At 33.9% G+C, this 19,147-nt stretch carries 18 protein-coding genes; all 18 read left to right on the top strand.

The features are described 5' to 3' along the window. Positions 1 to 28 precede the first annotated feature (28 nt). The 18 genes from SJY37_RS00350 (at position 29) to SJY37_RS00265 (ending at position 19,141) form a co-directional block, all read left to right on the top strand. The gene (locus SJY37_RS00350) at positions 29 to 973 is read left to right on the top strand and encodes a glycosyltransferase family 2 protein (protein WP_379952666.1); all 945 of its coding nucleotides are present in this window, start codon (positions 29 to 31) and stop codon (positions 971 to 973) included. A gap of 21 nt (positions 974 to 994) precedes the next feature. After that, positions 995 to 1,774, top strand: coding sequence for a glycosyltransferase family 2 protein (locus tag SJY37_RS00345; protein ID WP_379952665.1), 780 nt, complete (start codon positions 995 to 997; stop codon positions 1,772 to 1,774). A gap of 2 nt (positions 1,775 to 1,776) precedes the next feature. Continuing rightward, positions 1,777 to 2,631: a glycosyltransferase family 2 protein gene (locus SJY37_RS00340; protein ID WP_379952664.1), complete on the top strand. Its 855-nt coding sequence runs from the start codon at positions 1,777 to 1,779 to the stop codon at positions 2,629 to 2,631. A gap of 5 nt (positions 2,632 to 2,636) precedes the next feature. After that, positions 2,637 to 3,416, top strand: coding sequence for a glycosyltransferase (locus SJY37_RS00335; protein WP_379952663.1), 780 nt, complete (start codon positions 2,637 to 2,639; stop codon positions 3,414 to 3,416). Continuing rightward, positions 3,416 to 4,429 (top strand): acyltransferase family protein, encoded by a 1,014-nt coding sequence (locus SJY37_RS00330; RefSeq protein WP_379952662.1) that lies wholly within the window; start codon positions 3,416 to 3,418, stop codon positions 4,427 to 4,429. The genes SJY37_RS00335 and SJY37_RS00330 overlap by 1 nt, the downstream gene beginning before the upstream one ends. A gap of 52 nt (positions 4,430 to 4,481) precedes the next feature. Beyond that, positions 4,482 to 5,549 (top strand): glycosyltransferase family 2 protein, encoded by a 1,068-nt coding sequence (locus SJY37_RS00325; protein ID WP_379952661.1) that lies wholly within the window; start codon positions 4,482 to 4,484, stop codon positions 5,547 to 5,549. Positions 5,550 to 5,551: 2 nt separating this feature from the next. Further along, entirely contained in the window at positions 5,552 to 6,493 is a 942-nt protein-coding gene (locus tag SJY37_RS00320) for a glycosyltransferase (RefSeq protein WP_379952660.1), read from the top strand. Position 6,494: 1 nt separating this feature from the next. Further along, positions 6,495 to 7,625, top strand: a complete 1,131-nt coding sequence (locus SJY37_RS00315; RefSeq protein WP_298328195.1) for a glycosyltransferase family 4 protein — start codon at positions 6,495 to 6,497, stop codon at positions 7,623 to 7,625. A 7-nt stretch (positions 7,626 to 7,632) separates the two neighbouring features. After that, on the top strand, positions 7,633 to 8,796 hold the full coding sequence (locus SJY37_RS00310) for a hypothetical protein (RefSeq protein WP_298328192.1): 1,164 nt from the start codon (positions 7,633 to 7,635) through the stop codon (positions 8,794 to 8,796). 40 nt (positions 8,797 to 8,836) lie between these two features. Then, complete coding sequence (locus SJY37_RS00305; RefSeq protein WP_298328189.1) at positions 8,837 to 9,700, top strand: beta-1,6-N-acetylglucosaminyltransferase; 864 nt, start codon at positions 8,837 to 8,839, stop codon at positions 9,698 to 9,700. 109 nt (positions 9,701 to 9,809) lie between these two features. Further along, positions 9,810 to 10,973, top strand: coding sequence for an acylneuraminate cytidylyltransferase (locus SJY37_RS00300; protein WP_298328186.1), 1,164 nt, complete (start codon positions 9,810 to 9,812; stop codon positions 10,971 to 10,973). Continuing rightward, a complete protein-coding gene (locus tag SJY37_RS00295; protein ID WP_298328183.1) occupies positions 10,966 to 11,841 on the top strand; it encodes an N-acetylneuraminate synthase family protein in 876 nt (291 codons plus the stop codon). The genes SJY37_RS00300 and SJY37_RS00295 overlap by 8 nt, the downstream gene beginning before the upstream one ends. A 579-nt stretch (positions 11,842 to 12,420) precedes the next feature. After that, positions 12,421 to 13,824, top strand: coding sequence for a UDP-glycosyltransferase (locus SJY37_RS00290; protein WP_298328180.1), 1,404 nt, complete (start codon positions 12,421 to 12,423; stop codon positions 13,822 to 13,824). Next, positions 13,821 to 14,774, top strand: a complete 954-nt coding sequence (locus tag SJY37_RS00285; RefSeq protein WP_298328177.1) for a hypothetical protein — start codon at positions 13,821 to 13,823, stop codon at positions 14,772 to 14,774. The genes SJY37_RS00290 and SJY37_RS00285 overlap by 4 nt, the downstream gene beginning before the upstream one ends. A 3-nt stretch (positions 14,775 to 14,777) precedes the next feature. After that, entirely contained in the window at positions 14,778 to 16,211 is a 1,434-nt protein-coding gene (locus tag SJY37_RS00280; protein WP_298328175.1) for an MBOAT family protein, read from the top strand. 1 nt (position 16,212) lies between these two features. Next, entirely contained in the window at positions 16,213 to 17,115 is a 903-nt protein-coding gene (locus tag SJY37_RS00275) for a hypothetical protein (RefSeq protein WP_298328172.1), read from the top strand. An 8-nt stretch (positions 17,116 to 17,123) separates the two neighbouring features. Continuing rightward, positions 17,124 to 17,993 carry a hypothetical protein gene (locus tag SJY37_RS00270; RefSeq protein ID WP_298328169.1) on the top strand — a complete coding sequence of 290 codons (870 nt, stop codon included), beginning with the start codon at positions 17,124 to 17,126 and terminating at the stop codon, positions 17,991 to 17,993. Then, positions 17,993 to 19,141, top strand: coding sequence for a glycosyltransferase family 4 protein (locus tag SJY37_RS00265; RefSeq protein WP_298328166.1), 1,149 nt, complete (start codon positions 17,993 to 17,995; stop codon positions 19,139 to 19,141). The genes SJY37_RS00270 and SJY37_RS00265 overlap by 1 nt, the downstream gene beginning before the upstream one ends. Positions 19,142 to 19,147 lie beyond the last annotated feature (6 nt).

Raw genomic sequence — 19,147 nt, 5'->3', positions numbered from 1 at the left:
ATTCTCATTGTAATATGAAAATTAAGTAATGTCATTTTCCGTATCTGTTATCATACCTGTTTACAATGCTGAAAAGTTTATCGAAAAGTCAATTGCTAGCGCACTTTTTTTTGATGAAGTCAATGAGGTTGTAGTTGTAGACGATGGAAGCACTGACAATAGCCGATTAATTATTAAAAATTATCAACGCATAGATGATAGGGTGAAAATATTTCATCATAAAGGCAATCTTAATAAAGGGCGCTCTGCTAGTCGTAATCTAGGTATGTTGATGGCAAAAGAACCGTACATTACATTTTTAGACGCAGACGATTTCTATTTAGAAAATAGATTTGTAAGAGATAAAATATTATTGGAACAGGAAGATTTAGATGGTACTTATAATGCTGTGGGTTTTGAATTTTACCGTAATACTATAGAAGAGGAACAACATCATTTTAGAACGGCAACTTTATCAAAAGATGTAGTGCCGGAAGAACTATTTGAAAATATTGTTTCTAGTAAACTAGGATATTTGCATTTAAATGGTTTGACAATAAAACGTTCTGTTTGCGATTCTATAGGTTTTTTTAATGAAGATCTAGTAGTCGCAGAAGATTCTGACTTCATTTTTAAACTAGCTATAAAAAAGAGGCTTGCTGCTTCATCTATAAATAATATAGTGTCTAAACGAGGCATACATGACACTAATATTTTTAACAATAAAAGTCTCTATCAAGAATATAATCTAAAATTATACGAATCATTAATAGATTGGGGCTTGAAAAATAATATATCAGATGAAAATCAAGATTTGTTATGGTCTACACTGTGGGTTATAAAATTTAGGAAAAAAGAAAGTCTATTGTCCTATATTGCTTATTGGGGTAAATTAATGATTAGATGGCCAAATTTTGCTCTATCTAGTCTATCTATTAAGTATTTTCCAATAGTTCGTTTGAGACAAGAATTGTTTCCATTTATTTTTAATTGAATTAGCCTGAGACAAAGAAATATGATAAAACTCTCCATAATCACAATAAACTATAACGATCTTGATGGTCTCAAAAAGACTGTAAAAAGTGTACAAGAACAAACTTATCAAGATTTTGAGCATATTGTTATTGATGGTGGGTCAGATGATGGTAGTGAAGTTTATATAGAAAAATATAGTACTAGATTTAACTATTCTGTAAGTGAGCCAGATACTGGCGTGTATAACGCCATGAATAAAGGAATTATACAAGCGCAAGGGGAGTATTTACTTTTTTTGAATAGTGGGGATTCATTTTATAAAAAACAATCATTAGAAAAGGTAATCAATGATATAGAACCATTTGATATTGCCTATTGTAATCAGATGGTTATTGGAAAAGATAAAAAGTATTTGAAAACATATCCAGAAACTTTATCGTTTGTTTACTTTTTAAAAGATAATATTCCTCATCAAGCAACTTTTATAAAAAAAAGTTTGTTTGAAAATTTTGGAGTTTATGATGAGGATTTGAAAATAGTTGCAGATTGGAAATTCTTTATTGACTGTATTTGTAAACATCAAGTTTCATATAAGTACCTTAATAAAACGCTTGTTAATTTTTATTTAGGTGGTATTAGTTCTAATCCCAATAACCAACGACGTATGGAAACTGAAAAGCAAGAAATACTAGCTTCAAACTACAAGGCTTTTATGCAAGACTTAGATAATGTGTTGATATATCAGCAAATAATAAATTCTCTAAGAAGATCTAGAATAATACGATTGCTAGTTAAGTTAAAATTTCTCAATAAATTTTAAATATGATTCCAAAAGTTTCCATTATTGTTCCTTGCTACAAACAAGCCCATTTTCTCGATCAGACATTACAGTCGGTAGTGAATCAAACCTTTGTTAGTTGGGAATGTATTATTGTAAATGATGGAAGTCCTGATAATACCGAAGAAGTGGCTCAACAATGGAGCAATAGAGATAGTAGGTTTCATTATATTCATAAGAAAAATGGAGGTCTCCCAGCAGCTAGGAACTCAGGTATCGCTATGTCAAAAGGCACATTTATACTGCCGCTAGATTCTGACGATATTTTACATGAAGATTATCTTAATACAATTATCCCTTATTTCGAACAGAACATACATCTTGAAGTAGTTTCCTGTTATAGAATGTTTTTTAGTGATCATATTGAAGACACCTTCTACGAGCACAAACCTTTCGGAAAAGACTATCATTCTCTATTATTTGAAAATATTTTAATGCCTTCATCAGTATATAAGAAATCAAGTTGGGAAAGAGTAGGAGGTTACGATGAGTCAATGCGTAAAGGTTTTGAAGATTGGGAATTCTGGATATCGATTTTGAAAGATGGTGGGGAATTCAAAGTAATAGAGAGATCACTTTTCTATTATCGAAAGGCTAAGGTTTCTATGTTAACAAATACCTTAGCCCACCACGCAGAAGATGTGTCAAAATATGTTTACAAAAAACATCGAGAGATTTATATAGATAAATTTGACACTACGATGGATTATTTATTTTACTTAATAAAAAAACACAGATTGAGTGAAGACAATTTGAAAACATCCTTAGAATATAAAATAGGGAAAGTTATCACAAAACCTTTTAAACTAATAAAAGGGCTCCTTAGATCTAAAAAGTGAATTATATGATTTCTGTTGTAATACGTAATAAAAATCAAGAGGTAGCTTTAGCGTTTTTACTTAAAAACCTAAGAGAACGCTATAATGATGATATAGATGAAATAGTAGTTGTAGATAACCTATCTACAGATGGTAGCGAGAAAGTAGCTGCCACATATAATGCACGCTTTGAGACTGTTAAAGAGTTTAGTTATGGAGGTAGTGCAAACTTTGCTGCTCAAAAAGCAACTCATGATGTCGTGGTTCTTTTTAGTGCTCATTCATATCCTGTCAGTCATGATTTTTTTATGCTCATAAAAGATAAATTTCAAAGCAATAATAACCTTGCAGGCTTACGCTGTTTGCATAGTCCTAACGATTACCGCAATTATATTAACAATGTAAGCTCACAGGATGACCCTAATAAATCGGGATTGATTTTTTCTGGTTCCGCTTTCGCGAAAGCGGTATGGCAAAAACATCCCTTTAATGAAAATGTCTCCACTTTTGAAGACAAAGAATGGTCTAAGAGGGTTCTTGAAGCTGGTTACAAAATCGACTTCGTTCCCGCAATATTCAGTTACGAAATTAAACGAACAAAGGCACAAGAATTTTTTAGGTTCAAAAATGATATAATTGGCAACTATCAATTATGGCATGAAGATGTCAGTATTTTTTCTGCATTTAAAGGGCTTTTAGCTACAAGCTGGAGACTTAAAAGAGGGTTTGTTTTGGATTTGTGGTATGCGTTAAAACGTTTTCTATACACGATAAAGTTCTCTTTTAATAAACCAGAAAAATTCTAATGGTTAAGCATAAGAATAACTTTGATTTCCTGAGATTTATGCTAGCCATCTTTGTGCTTATCACACATTCTTTTGCCTTGAAGGGAATGGAAGAAAATCAGGAGTGGCTAACTATACTCACAAATAATCAGGTCAGTTTTTCGGCAATAGGTTTAAGCGGATTTTTTACCATTAGCGGTTATTTTATCTATAAAAGCTTAATGCGGAGTGACACTATAAAGGACTATTTTAAAAAAAGGGTACTGCGTATATTTCCAGGATTATTGGTTGTGTTAATACTATCATTATTGGTTATTCCATTTTTTTATGAGGGGAAAGAGCCATTGTTGAGTAATGTGTCTTACCTTACTTATTTGCCTAATAATCTATCTCTGTATGGTTTCCAAGGTATAGTTACGGGTGTCTTTAATGAAATGCCATATCATTCGGTAAATGGGTCTTTGTGGACTATTCAATACGAGTTTTCCTTGTATGTGGCTTTAATAGCGCTTTTTTTCCTTAAGTCTTACAAGAAGTTGCAGCTTATCCTATCGATATTAGTATTTATATTTATGATTGTTCTCTATAATTTTAATCTTGGAAACATTTATGAGAGACAGGTGATACAGATATTAGGATTTCACGTATTAAATCTAGGTGCCTTTTTTGTGGCAGGGACCGTACTTGCTCAGGTGAATTTTGATAAATGGAAGCATTCGGTAGTATTTTTAATAAGTGGGTTGCTCGTGGTTTTAAGTATTTATTTGGGGTTTTATAAAGAGGTAAAGCACGTACTTTTTCCTATATGTATTTTAAGTCTAGGTTTTGTGCCTATTAAACTACTTCAAAAATTTAGTATTTATGGAGATGCTTCTTATGGTATTTATATTTATGGATTTCCTATTCAGCAAATATTGCTGTACTATTTTAATCCTAAAATAGGTCATTTTATTATCTATTCTATTGTGATTTCTATCATAATGGGATATACGTCGTGGCATCTTGTGGAAAAACGCGCATTACAGTATAAATAAAAAGTAGCTTTATTATCTTACGACGCAATGAAAATGACAACACAACCTATCTATGTCTAGTAGCCTTACAATTGTAATACCTAATCGTAATCGTGATCTAAGCACGGTAAGACGTAGTATAGCCTCTATAGTATCACAACTGGACGATGTTTCCCGATTAGTGGTTGTAGATTATGGGAGTGAACCATCTTATCAGATAGCGCTGAGTAACTTGCTAAAGACTTTTGATAATGTAGTTTTATTTTTATGTGCTACTCAAGGACAGCTCTGGAATAAGTCAAGGTGTATCAATATGGTATTAAAATCTTGTACGACTTCTCATTTTATGGTTTCAGACATGGACATGATATGGCATCCCAATTTTTCACAAGAAGTAACATCACTTTTAAAACAAGAAAAAACGATTTATTTTCCTGTCGGCTTTATGCCTGAAGGAGAGAGTGAGAAAAACAAATCATTTAATGAGATTGTAATCAAAGGAGTCTCAGGTGTGGAAGCTACAGGGATCACAATTTTCCCAACAGAGCATGTCAAATCAATCGGTGGATTTGATGAGTTTTATCACGGCTGGGGAGGAGAGGATACAGATGTTCATTTAAGACTCCAAAGAGCAGGTTTTGATGTGGAATTTATTAAAGATTCCATGTACTTTAAACATCAATGGCATTCTAAAATGTATAGAAGTGTCAAGAGTAAGTATCCTTTTGCAGAGACATTGGAGCTTATTAATGGGCAGTATTTGAACAGAGTTAAAAAGGGAATAGCTGTTAAAGCAAATCATTTACGAGATGTTGGAGTCGTGCCTATTCCTTACGATGTAAATATGCCAGAGGCCTCTATAGATGTTTATACTACCAGAGATCAAGTACTCTCTGCTCTATACTACATGGATAATTATAGGGAGCATAGAATTTTTCTAACGGTTCGTCAACACCCGGAGAGAAATGATGTATTGAAAATGATTAAGAGAAAAGTTAAAAATAAATCTATCAATTTTATTTCTATTTTAGAAGTGAATAATATAGTTCTAGAATGGATTGTGTTCAAGGCTAGAAACTCCTATTATGATTATAAGCTTATAGGAGAACATACTGTGGCTCTAGAACTTCACTATAGATAAGGATGGATATAAAACAAGTTTCTATAGCTGCTCTCAGAGAGGAAAAGCCTACGTTAAGCGTTTTTGTACTTTGTTATAATCAAGAAGACTATATACTTCAAACTATAAAAAGTATCCTTACACAAAAGACGAATTTCCCTTTTGACATTGTTATTAGTGATGATGCTAGTACAGATGGTACTAGTGAAATATGTGAAAATCTTGCTTTGGCTTATAGTAATATAAAATATATAAGACGTAAAGGTAATTTGGGTTTAATGGCAAATTTTGTTGAAACTGCTAAGGAGTTAAAAGGTAAGTACGTCGCAATATGTGATGGTGATGATTATTGGATTGATAATAACAAACTCCAACTTCAAGTTGATTTTTTAGAAAAAAATACAAATTACAGTGTGGTAGGAACACGCTGTAAGCAGCTCTCTGCAAATAATATTTTAAATGCGGGCAATACTAAAATGCTTAATCCTATTTCTTTAGAAATATTATCTTGTGAGAATATTATAACAGCGCCCACAGCCGTCTTTCTTAATGTATATAGACTTATAGAATTACCTTATTTTTTTAAAAAGTTTCCTTATGGAGATTGGCCTTCTTATTTGCTTGTTATGTCACTCACTAATACTTCGGCTTATAACTTAAATGAAATAACAGCTGTTTATAGAAGTTCTGTGGGTGTATCTGCGACTATGCGGAGAAATCCTATTTTAGTTGGCCAACAAAATTTGAACATTATTGCTGAGCTAAGGAAAATGGATATTTTAAATTCTAATAAAAAATTATTTAAAAGAAGTATTGACTATCATCGATTAAAGTTGACTATGGCATACAATAGGGAGAAAAGGTATGTAAATGGACTATTGCCGTTGCTTCAAATATTAAGTTCGTCTTTTTCTTTTGCTCTAATAAAAAAATATCTCTATTCGATAAAAAAATCAATTACGTAAAATGAAAATTCTATTCGTATCCATGAACTCTATTCACTTCCGCCGCTGGTCAGATCAGTTGCGAGATAACGGTCATGAGGTATATTGGTTTGATGTAAAAGATCAAGGTTATGCACCATCTATGAGCTGGATGACTCAAATTACTGGATGGAAGAAAGGTTTTTTGAAGAAAAGAGGGCGTACGTTTATTAAAAATAAATTCCCTTTATTTTATAAGATTTTAGTTCGAAAATTTGATCACCCTATAGAGGATGCTTTCGCGAAAGCGTTAAGAGAAATTGAACCAGATATCGTTCATAGTTTTGCTTTATACACTTCTTGTTTACCTATTCTTTCAACAATGAATCAATTCAATTTATTACCATGGATTTATTCTAGCTGGGGGAGTGATTTATTTAATAAGGAGAATAAACCTAACTACTTAAATGAAGTTCCTTTAGTTTTAAAAAGGGTCGATTATCTTATTACAGATTGTCATAGAGATTTTATAATTGCTAAGGAAAATGGTTTTAAAGGAAGATTTTTAGGTGTTTATCCTGGAGGAGGAGGGTTCAATATTCCTAAAGTTTCGATTGAGGACAAAGATTACGAACTCATAATAATCAAGGGATATGAGAATAAGCTTGGTAAAGCATTTAATGCAGTTGAGGCATTTATAGAAATAAAGAAAGTAAATCCTTATTTAAAGGCTATAGTATTTGGTGCTACTAACGAATTATTAGAAATGATAGAGCGACAGAATATCGTTCTTGACGACAGTCTAATAATTCAAGGAACTATGAGTTATGAGGAGCTTTATAAATTAATGCTTAAAGCTGGTTACTACATTGGTAATAGTCTGTCTGACGGTATGCCTAATACCTTATTAGAAGCTATTTGTTGTGGAACTTTTCCTATTCAGTCTAATCCAGGTAATGTTACATCCGAAATTATAAATCATGAAATTAATGGATTACTCATTAATAACGCACTGGATAGTCAAGAAATAGCAAAACTGCTCAGACTTGCAGTAAGTGATACAGCTATGGTACAAAAAGCTTTTGATATAAATAGAGGTCTAGCAAAAGTGCAATTAGATTTTTCTTTAATTCAAGAAAAAGTTCTCAGATGTTATGAATGTATAAAACCCTAACTGTACTATGATTTATATATCTGAGATAACGATTAATAGTGATATTGACTCTGGTGAGGTTTTAGCTGCCTTGAGATTAGAAAAAGTAAACCATCAAGTGTTTTTTAACTGTGACTTTCCATTGAATAAACTTAAGGAGGAAGATGTTTGGAATGCAATTTTAATAGGTTTTCTACCAATAGCTTTTGAAAATAGTTGGAATCTCAAACTAAATGGGCCATTAGATGAAAAATTGTTGCACTCCATAAAAAGTGAATTGTTACCTATTATGAAAATGGCCTATAAAACCAATTTTATACCTAAGATACAATGTACAGCAACCTATAAATATAATGGACAAGTAGAAGGTGAAGCAGCCACTGGACTATCGTGTGGGGTTGATAGTTTTGCTACTATTAAAAGTAAAAGAAGCCATTTAAGATATGTAAGCTTTTTTAATGTAGGATCACATGGTCCACATAAAACTAATAAATCCTTAGTAATAGCTAATCACAGACGTGAAAATGTCTTGAATGCAGCAAAAAAAATAAAGCTTCCTTTATTAACCATAAATTCGAATTTAAGTGATTTTACAAACCAAAAATTTCAAGATAATCATGCCTTTCTACAATTAGCATGTGCACACTTATTGTCAGGGTATTGTGATACATATTATTATAGTTCGGGCCAGCATAATGATTACTTGGATAAACATATACTTGACTTTATTTACATAAATAATTTCCTTGTAGATAAGCTAAGTACGAGTAGATTAGAAGTTAAGTCAACACTTACCAATCTTACTAGAGCTGAAAGAACAAAGAGTATAAGTGATTTTAAAATTTCTTACAATCACTTAGATGTATGTACGGATTCATATAGTGCATTCCGAAATCAAGCCATCAATTGTTCAAAATGCGATAAATGTATGAGGACACAGTTAACATTAGATATTCAAAAAAAATATTATTTATATAAGAATGTCTTTGATGAAGATATTTATAGGGATCATATCAATTTGTTTTTAGCAAAATTAATGATTACTCAAAAGGTAGATGTATTGAATGCTGAACTATATCGATTATCGATTGTTGATGGATTGTATACATCTGATGTGTATAAGAAGTATTTGTATTTGAGGTGGTTGTATTTTAAAAAAACTGCAAAGAAATTATTTAAAAAGAGACAATAATTAATAAAGCTATTTATTTTTTTAAATCAATAGGTCACGTATGAAACAAGCCATTCTAATCACCGCTTACAAGGATTTCTCTCAGCTTAGGAGGCTTGTGCAAGAATTTGATGATAACTTTAATATCTATATTCATATTGATAAAAAAAGTAGTTTTAATGAAACATTGAAAGATGATTTTTTACAAATGTCTAACGTAAGGTATGTTTCTCAAGATTTTAAAGTAAACTGGGGTGGCGTTAATCACCTTAAAGCTTATCTAAAATTAAGCGAGGTAGCGCTTACATTAAAGGAAAACGGCTTCTTCCATTTAATAACAGGACAAGATTTTCCCATACAATCAAATAAGGATTTTAGAAAATACCTAGTAAATGGTCAAAACCATCTTTCGGCCTTTACGATGCCCAATAAAGTGTGGAAATATGGAGGAATGGATCGGATAGAGTTATTTAACTTTTATGATCTTTTCAACGCAAAAAAAACTAGTAAGTGGATATATCTGACTCAACGATTACAATTGCGCTTCAAGTTTAAGAGACCTGTAAAAAAATCTATGGGTCAATTGTATGGAGGTAACACGTACTGGTCTCTCACTAGAGAAGCTGTCCAATATGTGGTAACTCACACTCAAGAAAACCCTAAATTTTTAAAACGATTTAATTTTACATTTTGCGCAGAAGAGATGTATTTCCAAACAGTGCTTATGAACTCAAGTCTTAAGCAATCTATTAATCATGATGACTTAAGGTACATGGATTGGACTACAGGTAGAGGTGGGAACCCAGCTTTTCTAGATGAAACAGACTTTGAGAGTATCATAAATAGTAGAAAATTATTCGCTCGTAAATTGAGTCAAGATAGAAATGCACTCTTTGAGATGCTTAGTAAGTATAGACAGGAATAAAACCAATTGAGAAGTACAGTTTACTACAAGTATTTTAACCTAAAAATGCATACTTTTAACGGATGAATAGTTAAGGTGGTGTTAAAGCTTTAACTACAACCCAACCACAATGAAAAGCATCGGTTTTATACCCCTGCGTAAAGGCTCAAAAGGCATTCCAGGTAAAAACAAAAAGAAACTTCTCGGTCGCCCACTATTCTGCTGGGTCTTAGGTGAAGCTATAGCTTCACGTCTTGATACTATTTATATTTTTACAGATGATGAGGATATCATCGCTTTTGTAGAAAAAGAATATCACTGGACAGATAAAGTAAAAGCCGTAAAACGTAGCGACGAGAGTGCTACTGATACCGCATCAACAGAAATGGGGATGCAGGAGTTTGTAGCTGGTTTAAAAGAAGATTTTGATGTGCTGTGTTTACTTCAAGCAACATCACCTTTTACAACTTCTCTAGATATAAATGCGTGCCTAGATGCAGTAGCGTCAGGTACGAATAATGATTCGGCTCTTACGGTGGTAAATACACATCGATTTACTTGGAATGCAGATGGAACACCTCAAAATTATGATGTGTTCAATCGACCGCGTAGGCAAGATTTTGATGGGTTACTTATTGAGAATGGAGCTTGCTATGTGACAACGCATGACGCTTTTCGCGAAAGCGGAAACAGAATTAGCGGTAAAATAGCTACGGTACACATGCCAGAGGATAGTCTTACAGAGATAGACACGCTGACCGACTGGAAAATCGTTGAGGAATTGCTAGCCGCTCGTTTAAAAACGAAAAAGCAAAGTAACCGAATTACACATCTTATACTTGATGTAGATGGTGTGTTTACAGATGGTTGTATCTATTATGGTGCAGAGGGCGAACTGATGAAAAAGTTTGATATGCGTGACGGTATGGGATTAGAAATTCTACGTCAATATGGGGTTGAGGTAATGGTGATGACTTCTGAGGATTCTCAAATAGTTGCCAGCCGCATGAAGAAATTAAAAATAAACGATGTGTATCTAGGTGTGAAGGACAAGTATAGCTTGCTTTCTAGAATTGCGACGGATAGAGGTCTATCATTTTCAAACATAGCTTATATAGGTGATGATGTGAATGATATGGCAAATATTTGTGCTGCAGGTTGGTCACTTACCCCTGCAAATGCCACAATGCCTATCAAGAACCACGCAGATATTATACTACAAAATAATAGCGCAGAAGGAGCAATACGCGAAGCCTGTGACTTTATTATAAAATACAATAACCGATATGAGTAATTACAAAGCGCCTTATACTATTGCTGAAATAGGCGGAAACCATAAAGGCGATATGGAAATCGCAAAGGAGATGATTAAAGTAGCGGCTATCTTCTGTAACGTAGATGCTGTAAAATTCCAGAAGCGACATAATATTGAACTTCTTACTAAAGAACAATACGAAGCACCACACCCTAACCCTGTAAACTCTTACGGTGATACTTATGGGGCCCATAGAGAATTCTTAGAATTTGATGTGAATCAGCACGCAGAGCTTAAGGCTTATTGTGAGGAATTAGGCATTACCTATGCAACTTCGGTTTGGGATACAACGAGTGCAAAGGAAATAGCAGGGCTTCATCCAGAGTTTATAAAAATACCTAGTGCTTGTAATAATCATTACGAAATGCTAGGATGGTTATGTGAGAATTACAAAGGGGAGATTCACTGCTCCACTGGGATGACTACAAGAGATGAGATAGAGGAGCTAGTACAGTTTTTTGAAAAGCATAACAGAGGTAAAGATCTAGTACTTTATAACTGTACATCTGGATATCCAGTACCCTTTCCAGATGTGTGTTTGCTGGATATTAAAACGCTCATCGAGAAGTATGGCGATCGTGTAAAGCACATCGGGTTTTCTGGTCACCATCTAGGTATTGCAGTAGATGTTGCTGCTTATACACTTGGTGCAAACATAGTAGAACGCCACTATACACTAGACCGTACTTGGAAAGGTACAGATCACAGTGCATCACTAGAACCTGCGGGAATGAGAAAGCTTTCTAGAGATTTAAAGGCGGTGTATCAAGCATTGGACTATAAAGCGACAGACATTTTACCTATTGAGCAAGTACAAAGAGATAAGTTGAAATATAGAAAGGCTTAGAAGATATTAAAGGAGAGCGCTCGTTTATTATGCGATTGCTTATTTAAAATAGATGCAGTCATTTCGACAGAGCGAAGCGACGAGAAATCTCATAAGAGTGAGCGGAGAAGAGTAAGCAGAGAAGAGTAAACAAGTATTTGAGCTTTTACGTGAGCTTGATAATGTGATTTCTCCTTAGGTCGAAATGACAAAAGGCTAGAGCAAAGTGAAATCTCATTAAGTGAGTATAGCAGAACTCGTCATTTCGACAGAGCGAAGCGACCAGAAATCTCATCAGAGTAAGGAGAGAAGAGTAAACAAGTATTTGAGCTTTTTGCGTGAGTTAGATAATGTGATTTCTCCTTAAGTCGAAATGACAATAGGCTAGAGCAAAGTGAAATCTCATTAAGTGAGTATAGCAGGACTCGTCATTTCGACAGAGCGAAGCGACGAGAAATGTCATCAGAGTAAGCAAAGAAGAGTGAACAATAAATTTGAGCTTCTTATGTGAGCTAGATAATGCGATTTCTCCTTAGGTCGAAATGACAAAAGAATACAACCAAAAGAAACCTTATTACAGTAAGTAGCTGTATATGAAATATGATTAAAAAAAATAAAGTTTTCATTCTTTTTCCAGACGGCGTAGGTCTACGCAACTTTGCTTTTACTAAGTTCAAAGAAGTAGGAGAGGTACAAGGATTTGACATCACTTACTGGAATAACACCATATTTTCGTTAGAAAAGGAATTGGGTTATAAAGAAGTGAAGATTGAGAACACAAAGATTCACCCTAAAACACCAACACTTAGTCACGCAAGAAAAAGGGTAGAACTTGCGCTTTCGCGAAAGCGTGAAAAAGATAATGTCTATCCTACCTATCGTTTTCCATTGCAGTGGAATAGTATTAAGAAAGCCTTAAAAAGTACTTTTGTGAAGTATCACGAAACGTTTAGTGCCACACCAAAGGGATGGCAACGAATAATGAACCAAATGCAAGCTGCCGAACGATCAACTGTTCGCTACCATGAGCTTAAAGCACAACTAGAAGAACACCGTCCAGATATTGTCTTTTGCACCACACAGCGCGCTACACAGGCCATTGCGCCTATCCTAGCAGCAAAAGACTTAGGAATCAAAACTGCGTGCTGGATATATAGTTGGGATAATCTGCCTAAGGGAATGACCACCATAGAGACAGATTACTATTTTGTATGGTCTGAACTTATGAAGGAGCAGCTCTTACAGTATTATCCAAAAACGAGCGAAGAGCAGATATTTGTAACGGGAACTCCGCAGTTTGAACCACATTATGATAGTAGTATTTTGCTTTCGCGAAAGCAATTTTGTCTAGAGCATAACCTTAGTGAAGAGACACGATATATTTGTTTTTCTGGGGATGATCAAACCACGTCACCATTGGATCAATATTATCTAGAAGACACAGCAATTGCTGTACGTAAATTGAGAGAAGAAGGTGAAGATATAGCCATTGTGTATAGAAAAGTGCCTATTGACTTTTCGGGTAGATATGATGAGGTTTTGGCTAACTATAGTGATGTCATAACATCTATAGATCCTTTGTGGAAACCAATGGGCTCACAATGGAATCAAGTAATGCCTACCAAAGAAGATTTTGCTTTATTAGTAAATACCTGTCACCACTGCGAGCTTGTGGTAAACATATGCTCGAGTATGGTGTTTGACTTTGTGGCTCACGATAAGCCTACTATTTACCCCAATTACGAGCAGCCACAACTTAAGAAAGGAATCCGTGACATAGGGCAAAATTACAAATACGTCCACTTCCGCTCGATGCCAGATTATGATACAAGTGTAACCTGGGCAATGAATAAAGAAGAGATTTATGATGGAATTAAAGGCTTACTTAATGGTAGTCTTAATCCAGTGCCTGTCACAAAAAAGTGGTTTGGAATTGTAAATAAACCAGAACAACCTGAGAAAGCTAGTGAGCGTATTTGGGAAGGGATAAGGGAAATTATATGAAAGTCTTTATTAAGTATGTACTGATTATTGTCATAGGGGCTTATGCTACAAATCTATTATTAGGTAAACTAGTAGATAAAGGATTAGTGAGCGGGACTCATACGTACTTTGAGGAATGGAATCAAATAGTAAGTGGCGATATTAATGCTGAGGTTATTATCCTAGGTAGTTCTCGAGGAAAAGTGTCATATGACCCTGAGGTTTTTACTAAAGGATTGCAGCTTGAGACTTTCAATTTAAGCTTTGATGCTGCTCCTCATAATTTGCAGATAGATAAGTTTAATACGTACTTGTCATATAATAAAAAGCCTAAAATACTAATACAGAATATTGACTTAGCACATTTTTCAACTTTAAAACAAATCCCATTTAGAGAACAGATTTTGCCTGTTTCAGAGGTGTCAGAGGTAAGAGAAATCATAAAAAAATATGAACCAGAATACGACTACTGGAAATCTCAGGGTACTATGAAATATGCTTATGACGTCAGGTTATTTAAAAGAGCTTTTCTATATGCTGTAGATAATTTCGATAATCCACCCTCACTTGATAATAATGGATTCTACCCAGTTGAAAAGCCATTTCAGATAGATTCTTATAACCTAGCTAGAATAGAAGCATCTCACATAGAGAAGCCTAATTTTATAAAGGAAGAAGGAATAGCGACTACCTTAAGTTTTATTAAGAATCAATTAGATGCAAATATTCAAGTAGTTTTAGTGTGGCTTCCGGAGTCTGAAAGAAGATGGAGGCTAACTGAAAGAGCTACACATCGAGTCAAAAATTTAGTAAGTGAGTTCTGTGCTCAAAATAGCAATATTGCTTTTATTGACTTACAAAAATTGGATTTTGACGAAATGAACCATTTTTACGATACATTTCATTTAAATAAGAAAGGGAGCTATATTGTTAGTTCTATGATAGTAGACACCATTAATAACCTTAATTAATAAATGCTTTTTAATTCATTAGAATATCTCGTCTTTCTGCCATTAGTATTTATCATCTATTGGTTTGGTCTTAAAAAAAGTCTGAAGGGACAAAACTTTTTTATTCTCTTAGTGAGCTATGTGTTTTATGGTTGGTGGGATTGGAGATTTCTCGCGCTTATAGCCTTCAGCACACTTGTAGATTATATGGTAGGATTAAAAATCCAAAATAGTGATTCTAAGAAAAATAGAAAGCTGCTTCTCGGCATCTCTTTAACTGTGAATTTAGGGTTGCTAGGCTTTTTTAAATACTATAATTTCTTTGTTGATAGTTGGGTAGAAGCTTTCAATGCAATAGGCATAACGATGCACACTAGTACCCTACAAATTATCTTACCTGTGGGCATTTCATTTTATACATTTCAAACGTTAAGTTATACGATAGATGTATATCGTAAGAAGCTAACAGCGACTCCTGATTTTATAAATTTTGCTGCGTATGTAGCATTTTTTCCACAGCTCGTGGCGGGTCCTATAGAAAGGGCATCTAACCTACTTCCGCAGTTTGCAGAGAAGCGAACTTTTGATGAGGAAAAAGCAATCTCAGGTATTAATCTTATAATCTGGGGTTTGTTTCAAAAAGTTGTAATTGCCGATAGTTGTGCTCCTTATGTGAATGCAATATTTGACAACTACGAGAGTATGAACTCCCTCAGTCTATTATTGGGAGCTTTTTACTTTGCTTTCCAGATTTACGGGGATTTTGCGGGGTATTCAAACATTGCAATTGGCTCAGCGCGTTTATTAGGTTTTGACCTTATGCGTAATTTTAATTACCCGTACTTCTCAAGAGATATTGCTGAGTTCTGGAGGAGATGGCATATTTCTTTATCTACTTGGTTCCGAGATTATCTTTATATCCCATTAGGAGGTTCGAGAGGATCCAAGGCTAACCAACTTCGCAATGTATTAATCATTTTCATTGTTAGCGGATTCTGGCACGGAGCAAATTGGACTTTTATCTTTTGGGGAGCGCTTCATTCCTTATTTTTTATTCCAGTATTGTTATTTAATGTTAATAGGAAGAACCTAGATCAAGTTGCTACAAATCGATTACTACCCAACTTCAAGGAACTAGGTCAAATGCTGTTTACTTTTATACTTGTCTGCTTTGCTTGGATATTCTTTAGAGCAAGTTCTGTAAGTACTGCGTTTGCTTATATAGAAAGGATTTTTACAGATATGACCTTTACATTAGAGTACTTAAACATAGAGCGATATAATGTAGAGATGATTGTAATCTTAGGTATTTTAATAAGTATAGAATGGTTTAATAGAACTGAAGAACATCCATTTCAAGGAAGATTTAAATGGGTAAAGCTTACAGCTGTTATCCTAATGTTGCTCACGCTCGGTGTTTATTCTAATCATAACGACTTTATTTATTTTCAGTTTTAATATGATTTCATTTTTAAAACATATTGTAATTGTTATAGCTATCCTTTTTATCAGTGCGGTAGGATTAGATAGAATATATTCATCTTTACTTACTAGACCAAGTACAGATTCTCCATTAAAAAAAGCTTTCAGTTATTCTAATCAAGAGTGGGATCTTGTTTTTTTTGGTTCCTCACGAGTAGTAAATAACATTGATTGCAGTATCATTTCAAAATTGACAGGTAAATCTTGCCTGAATATGGGGTCAATGGGTTCTACCTTAAAAAATGATGCTTTTCTATTTGAAGTATTACTAAGTAATAATAATGCAATTAGGGATGCCTTTTTTCAGGTTGATTATAAGTATAATGATTTCTCGTTAGGGAGTCATTTTAAAGCTGACCTAATACCATTTACGGGAAGAGAACTGGTAGATCAATATCTTAAAGATGAACAAGGCAATGCATTACTGTGGGATATTCCTTTTTATAGGTATATGATTAATGATAAAGTAATTGGTATAAGAAAAGTACTAGTGCCTATAGCAGGATTATTTGGTAAAGATGCAGAAAGTGGATACAAGCCATTAGATGGGGAAGGTGTGCTTATAAACGTTTCCTTACCTGATAATTACGAACGAAACATCAACTCAGATTTATATGAAAAGGCTAGAGGTGCTACTAATGTAAATCTTAATTACTTTACGGCTCCTTTTTGTGAAGAAATCAAAAATAGAGAAGCTATGCGATCATTAAATAATCTCTTCGATTCATATATAAACTACGCGACCTTATATGATAGTAATCAAGAATATTTTAATGACTGTTTACACTTGAATAGATTGGGGTCAAAGAATTTTTCGGAAAAAATAGCTGAGGATATAATTAGAAGACGATGGTCTTCACTTGCTCTAAAAAACGAATAAAGGGAACGATGAAAAAGATGTTAATTTACCTAATAATAATTTGCGCATTGCTTGTAGTAAGTAGTGTGCTTTTAGATATTGGGTATACTGCTTCTTTTAAGAATGATATTCCTAGAAATAAAGTGCAACTGGTTGCTACTCTTAAGGACAGACATATAGATTTTGTCTTTTTAGGCAGTTCCAGAGTAGAAAATCACATAGATTGTAATTTGATTACTCAATTAACCGGAAAATCTTGTATTAATTTAGGAATACAAGGAAGGACAATTGCCGATTCTAATGTGATGATGCAAATGTTAAACTTAAATAGAGTGACCTACGACAAACTATTATTACAAGTAGATTATATGCATAATATAAGTAGTAATTCACCTGCTTTTGTGTCTCAATTAACACCTTTCTTAAGGTCCAAAAGATTTTCCAAAGAACTAGCTAAGCGCTTGACGCTTCCTAAAATTTATGATTTACCATTTGTTAGATACGCTATCAATGAAAAGTATAACGGTGTTCGGGAGGTGGTTTTGCAAGTTTTTCAAAAAGAATCTAGTGTAGATATGCATTCAGGCTTTAATCCTTTAGTGGGTGTGGGGAATGATATAAGTGGTCACTTTCCAGATGAAATTGCTTCAAGTAATGCAGATTTAGACGAGATTTTAGCTACTGGTGATAATGTTGTCCTTTTTACGGCACCTTACTGTAAGAATACGTTGAATAGAGATGAATTTATAGAAGTGTTAATGATTGATTATCCCCAATTGAAAAGTTTCGTTGATATTTTTGATGATCAAGAAGATAATTATGCCAATTGTGGTCATCTAAATATGGCAGGAGCACAAAAATTTACTCATAGATTAACCGACGATATCCTTAGAAACTAATGCATATAGCCTATTTAACACCCGAGTACCCTCACCCTAAACTAGGTAATTCTGGCGGAATGGGAACGAGTGTAAAAAATCTTGTAACGGCTATCGTTGCTGAAGGGCATGCTGTGAGTCTGTTTATCTACGGTCAAAAAACAGATGAGGTGTTTATTGAGGATGGGATAACTTTTCATATCATAAAACAGAAGAGTTATGGGTATGGAGGTTTTTTTCTATACCGAAAACATATTAGTCGTTATTTGAACCGGTACTCAGATACCATAGATATTATAGAAGCTCCTGATTGGACAGGGATCACGGCATTTATGAAGTTAAAGAAACCGTTGGTGATACGTTTTCACGGAAGTGATACCTATTTCTGTCATATTGAAGGACGTTTACAGAAGAGGAAGAATGCTTATTTTGAAAAACAAGCAGTCAAAAAAGCAATTGGTTTTATAGCCCCAACTACTTTCGCAGGAGAGGAGAGTATGCGGCTTTTTAATTTACCATTATCAAAACTTAATGTAATACACTATGGTCTTGAATTAGCTCAATTTAAAAATAACAATCCTGGTGATTTTTCTTCCAAGCGACTTTTAAATATTGGTACTCTTATTAGAAAGAAAGGAGTATTTCAATTAATAGAGATGTTCAATGAAATTATAGTTAAGCATCCTGATGCAACGCTTTACTTTATAGGTGCAGATAGTAACGATGTAAAAACAGGAAATGTTTCTACTTGGGGACTTATGCAAGAATTAATGTCGCCAGCTGCCAAAAAAGCAATTACATACCTAGGTAAAATACCTTATAGTCAGGTTAAAAACGAAATAGAAAAAGCACATGTTTGTGTGTTTCCATCTTTAGCAGAAACACTGGGCATGGTTACCATAGAATCCATGGCGCTACAAAAGGTAGTGGTAAATACAAGTATAGGTTGGGCTCAAGATCTTATTGAACACGGTAAGAATGGGTTTATGCATCATCCAGATGATATTGAAGCATATGTAGATACAATCTCAAAATTATTTGATGATGATGTTCTTGTAAATAATATATCACAGGCAGCAAGGAAATCCGTAGAAAACAAATTTGATATAAGTAAACTAGTTCACAAAAATCTGGACACCTATAAACTGTTGTGTGAGGATGAGTATTAAAGTGGC

Origin of the sequence: Dokdonia sp. R78006 (assembly GCF_042466145.1) — a bacterium.
Classification (GTDB): domain Bacteria; phylum Bacteroidota; class Bacteroidia; order Flavobacteriales; family Flavobacteriaceae; genus Dokdonia.
The sequence above is the reverse complement of the archived record's forward strand: the minus strand, read 5'-3'. Positions and strand labels throughout refer to the sequence as shown.

Bases quoted from the DNA above. Each gene is read 5' to 3' on its own strand.
- SJY37_RS00310 (WP_298328192.1), top strand. From the start codon at position 7,633: ATGATTTATATATCTGAGATAACGATTAATAGTGATATTGACTCTGGT.
- SJY37_RS00320 (WP_379952660.1), top strand. From the start codon at position 5,552: ATGGATATAAAACAAGTTTCTATAGCTGCTCTCAGAGAGGAAAAGCCT.
- SJY37_RS00300 (WP_298328186.1), top strand. From the start codon at position 9,810: ATGAAAAGCATCGGTTTTATACCCCTGCGTAAAGGCTCAAAAGGCATT.
- SJY37_RS00285 (WP_298328177.1), top strand. From the start codon at position 13,821: ATGAAAGTCTTTATTAAGTATGTACTGATTATTGTCATAGGGGCTTAT.
- SJY37_RS00270 (WP_298328169.1), top strand. From the start codon at position 17,124: ATGAAAAAGATGTTAATTTACCTAATAATAATTTGCGCATTGCTTGTA.
- SJY37_RS00325 (WP_379952661.1), top strand. From the start codon at position 4,482: ATGTCTAGTAGCCTTACAATTGTAATACCTAATCGTAATCGTGATCTA.
- SJY37_RS00305 (WP_298328189.1), top strand. From the start codon at position 8,837: ATGAAACAAGCCATTCTAATCACCGCTTACAAGGATTTCTCTCAGCTT.
- SJY37_RS00330 (WP_379952662.1), top strand. From the start codon at position 3,416: ATGGTTAAGCATAAGAATAACTTTGATTTCCTGAGATTTATGCTAGCC.
- SJY37_RS00275 (WP_298328172.1), top strand. From the start codon at position 16,213: ATGATTTCATTTTTAAAACATATTGTAATTGTTATAGCTATCCTTTTT.
- SJY37_RS00340 (WP_379952664.1), top strand. From the start codon at position 1,777: ATGATTCCAAAAGTTTCCATTATTGTTCCTTGCTACAAACAAGCCCAT.
- SJY37_RS00280 (WP_298328175.1), top strand. From the start codon at position 14,778: ATGCTTTTTAATTCATTAGAATATCTCGTCTTTCTGCCATTAGTATTT.
- SJY37_RS00315 (WP_298328195.1), top strand. From the start codon at position 6,495: ATGAAAATTCTATTCGTATCCATGAACTCTATTCACTTCCGCCGCTGG.
- SJY37_RS00350 (WP_379952666.1), top strand. From the start codon at position 29: ATGTCATTTTCCGTATCTGTTATCATACCTGTTTACAATGCTGAAAAG.
- SJY37_RS00335 (WP_379952663.1), top strand. From the start codon at position 2,637: ATGATTTCTGTTGTAATACGTAATAAAAATCAAGAGGTAGCTTTAGCG.
- SJY37_RS00295 (WP_298328183.1), top strand. From the start codon at position 10,966: ATGAGTAATTACAAAGCGCCTTATACTATTGCTGAAATAGGCGGAAAC.
- SJY37_RS00290 (WP_298328180.1), top strand. From the start codon at position 12,421: ATGATTAAAAAAAATAAAGTTTTCATTCTTTTTCCAGACGGCGTAGGT.
- SJY37_RS00265 (WP_298328166.1), top strand. From the start codon at position 17,993: ATGCATATAGCCTATTTAACACCCGAGTACCCTCACCCTAAACTAGGT.
- SJY37_RS00345 (WP_379952665.1), top strand. From the start codon at position 995: ATGATAAAACTCTCCATAATCACAATAAACTATAACGATCTTGATGGT.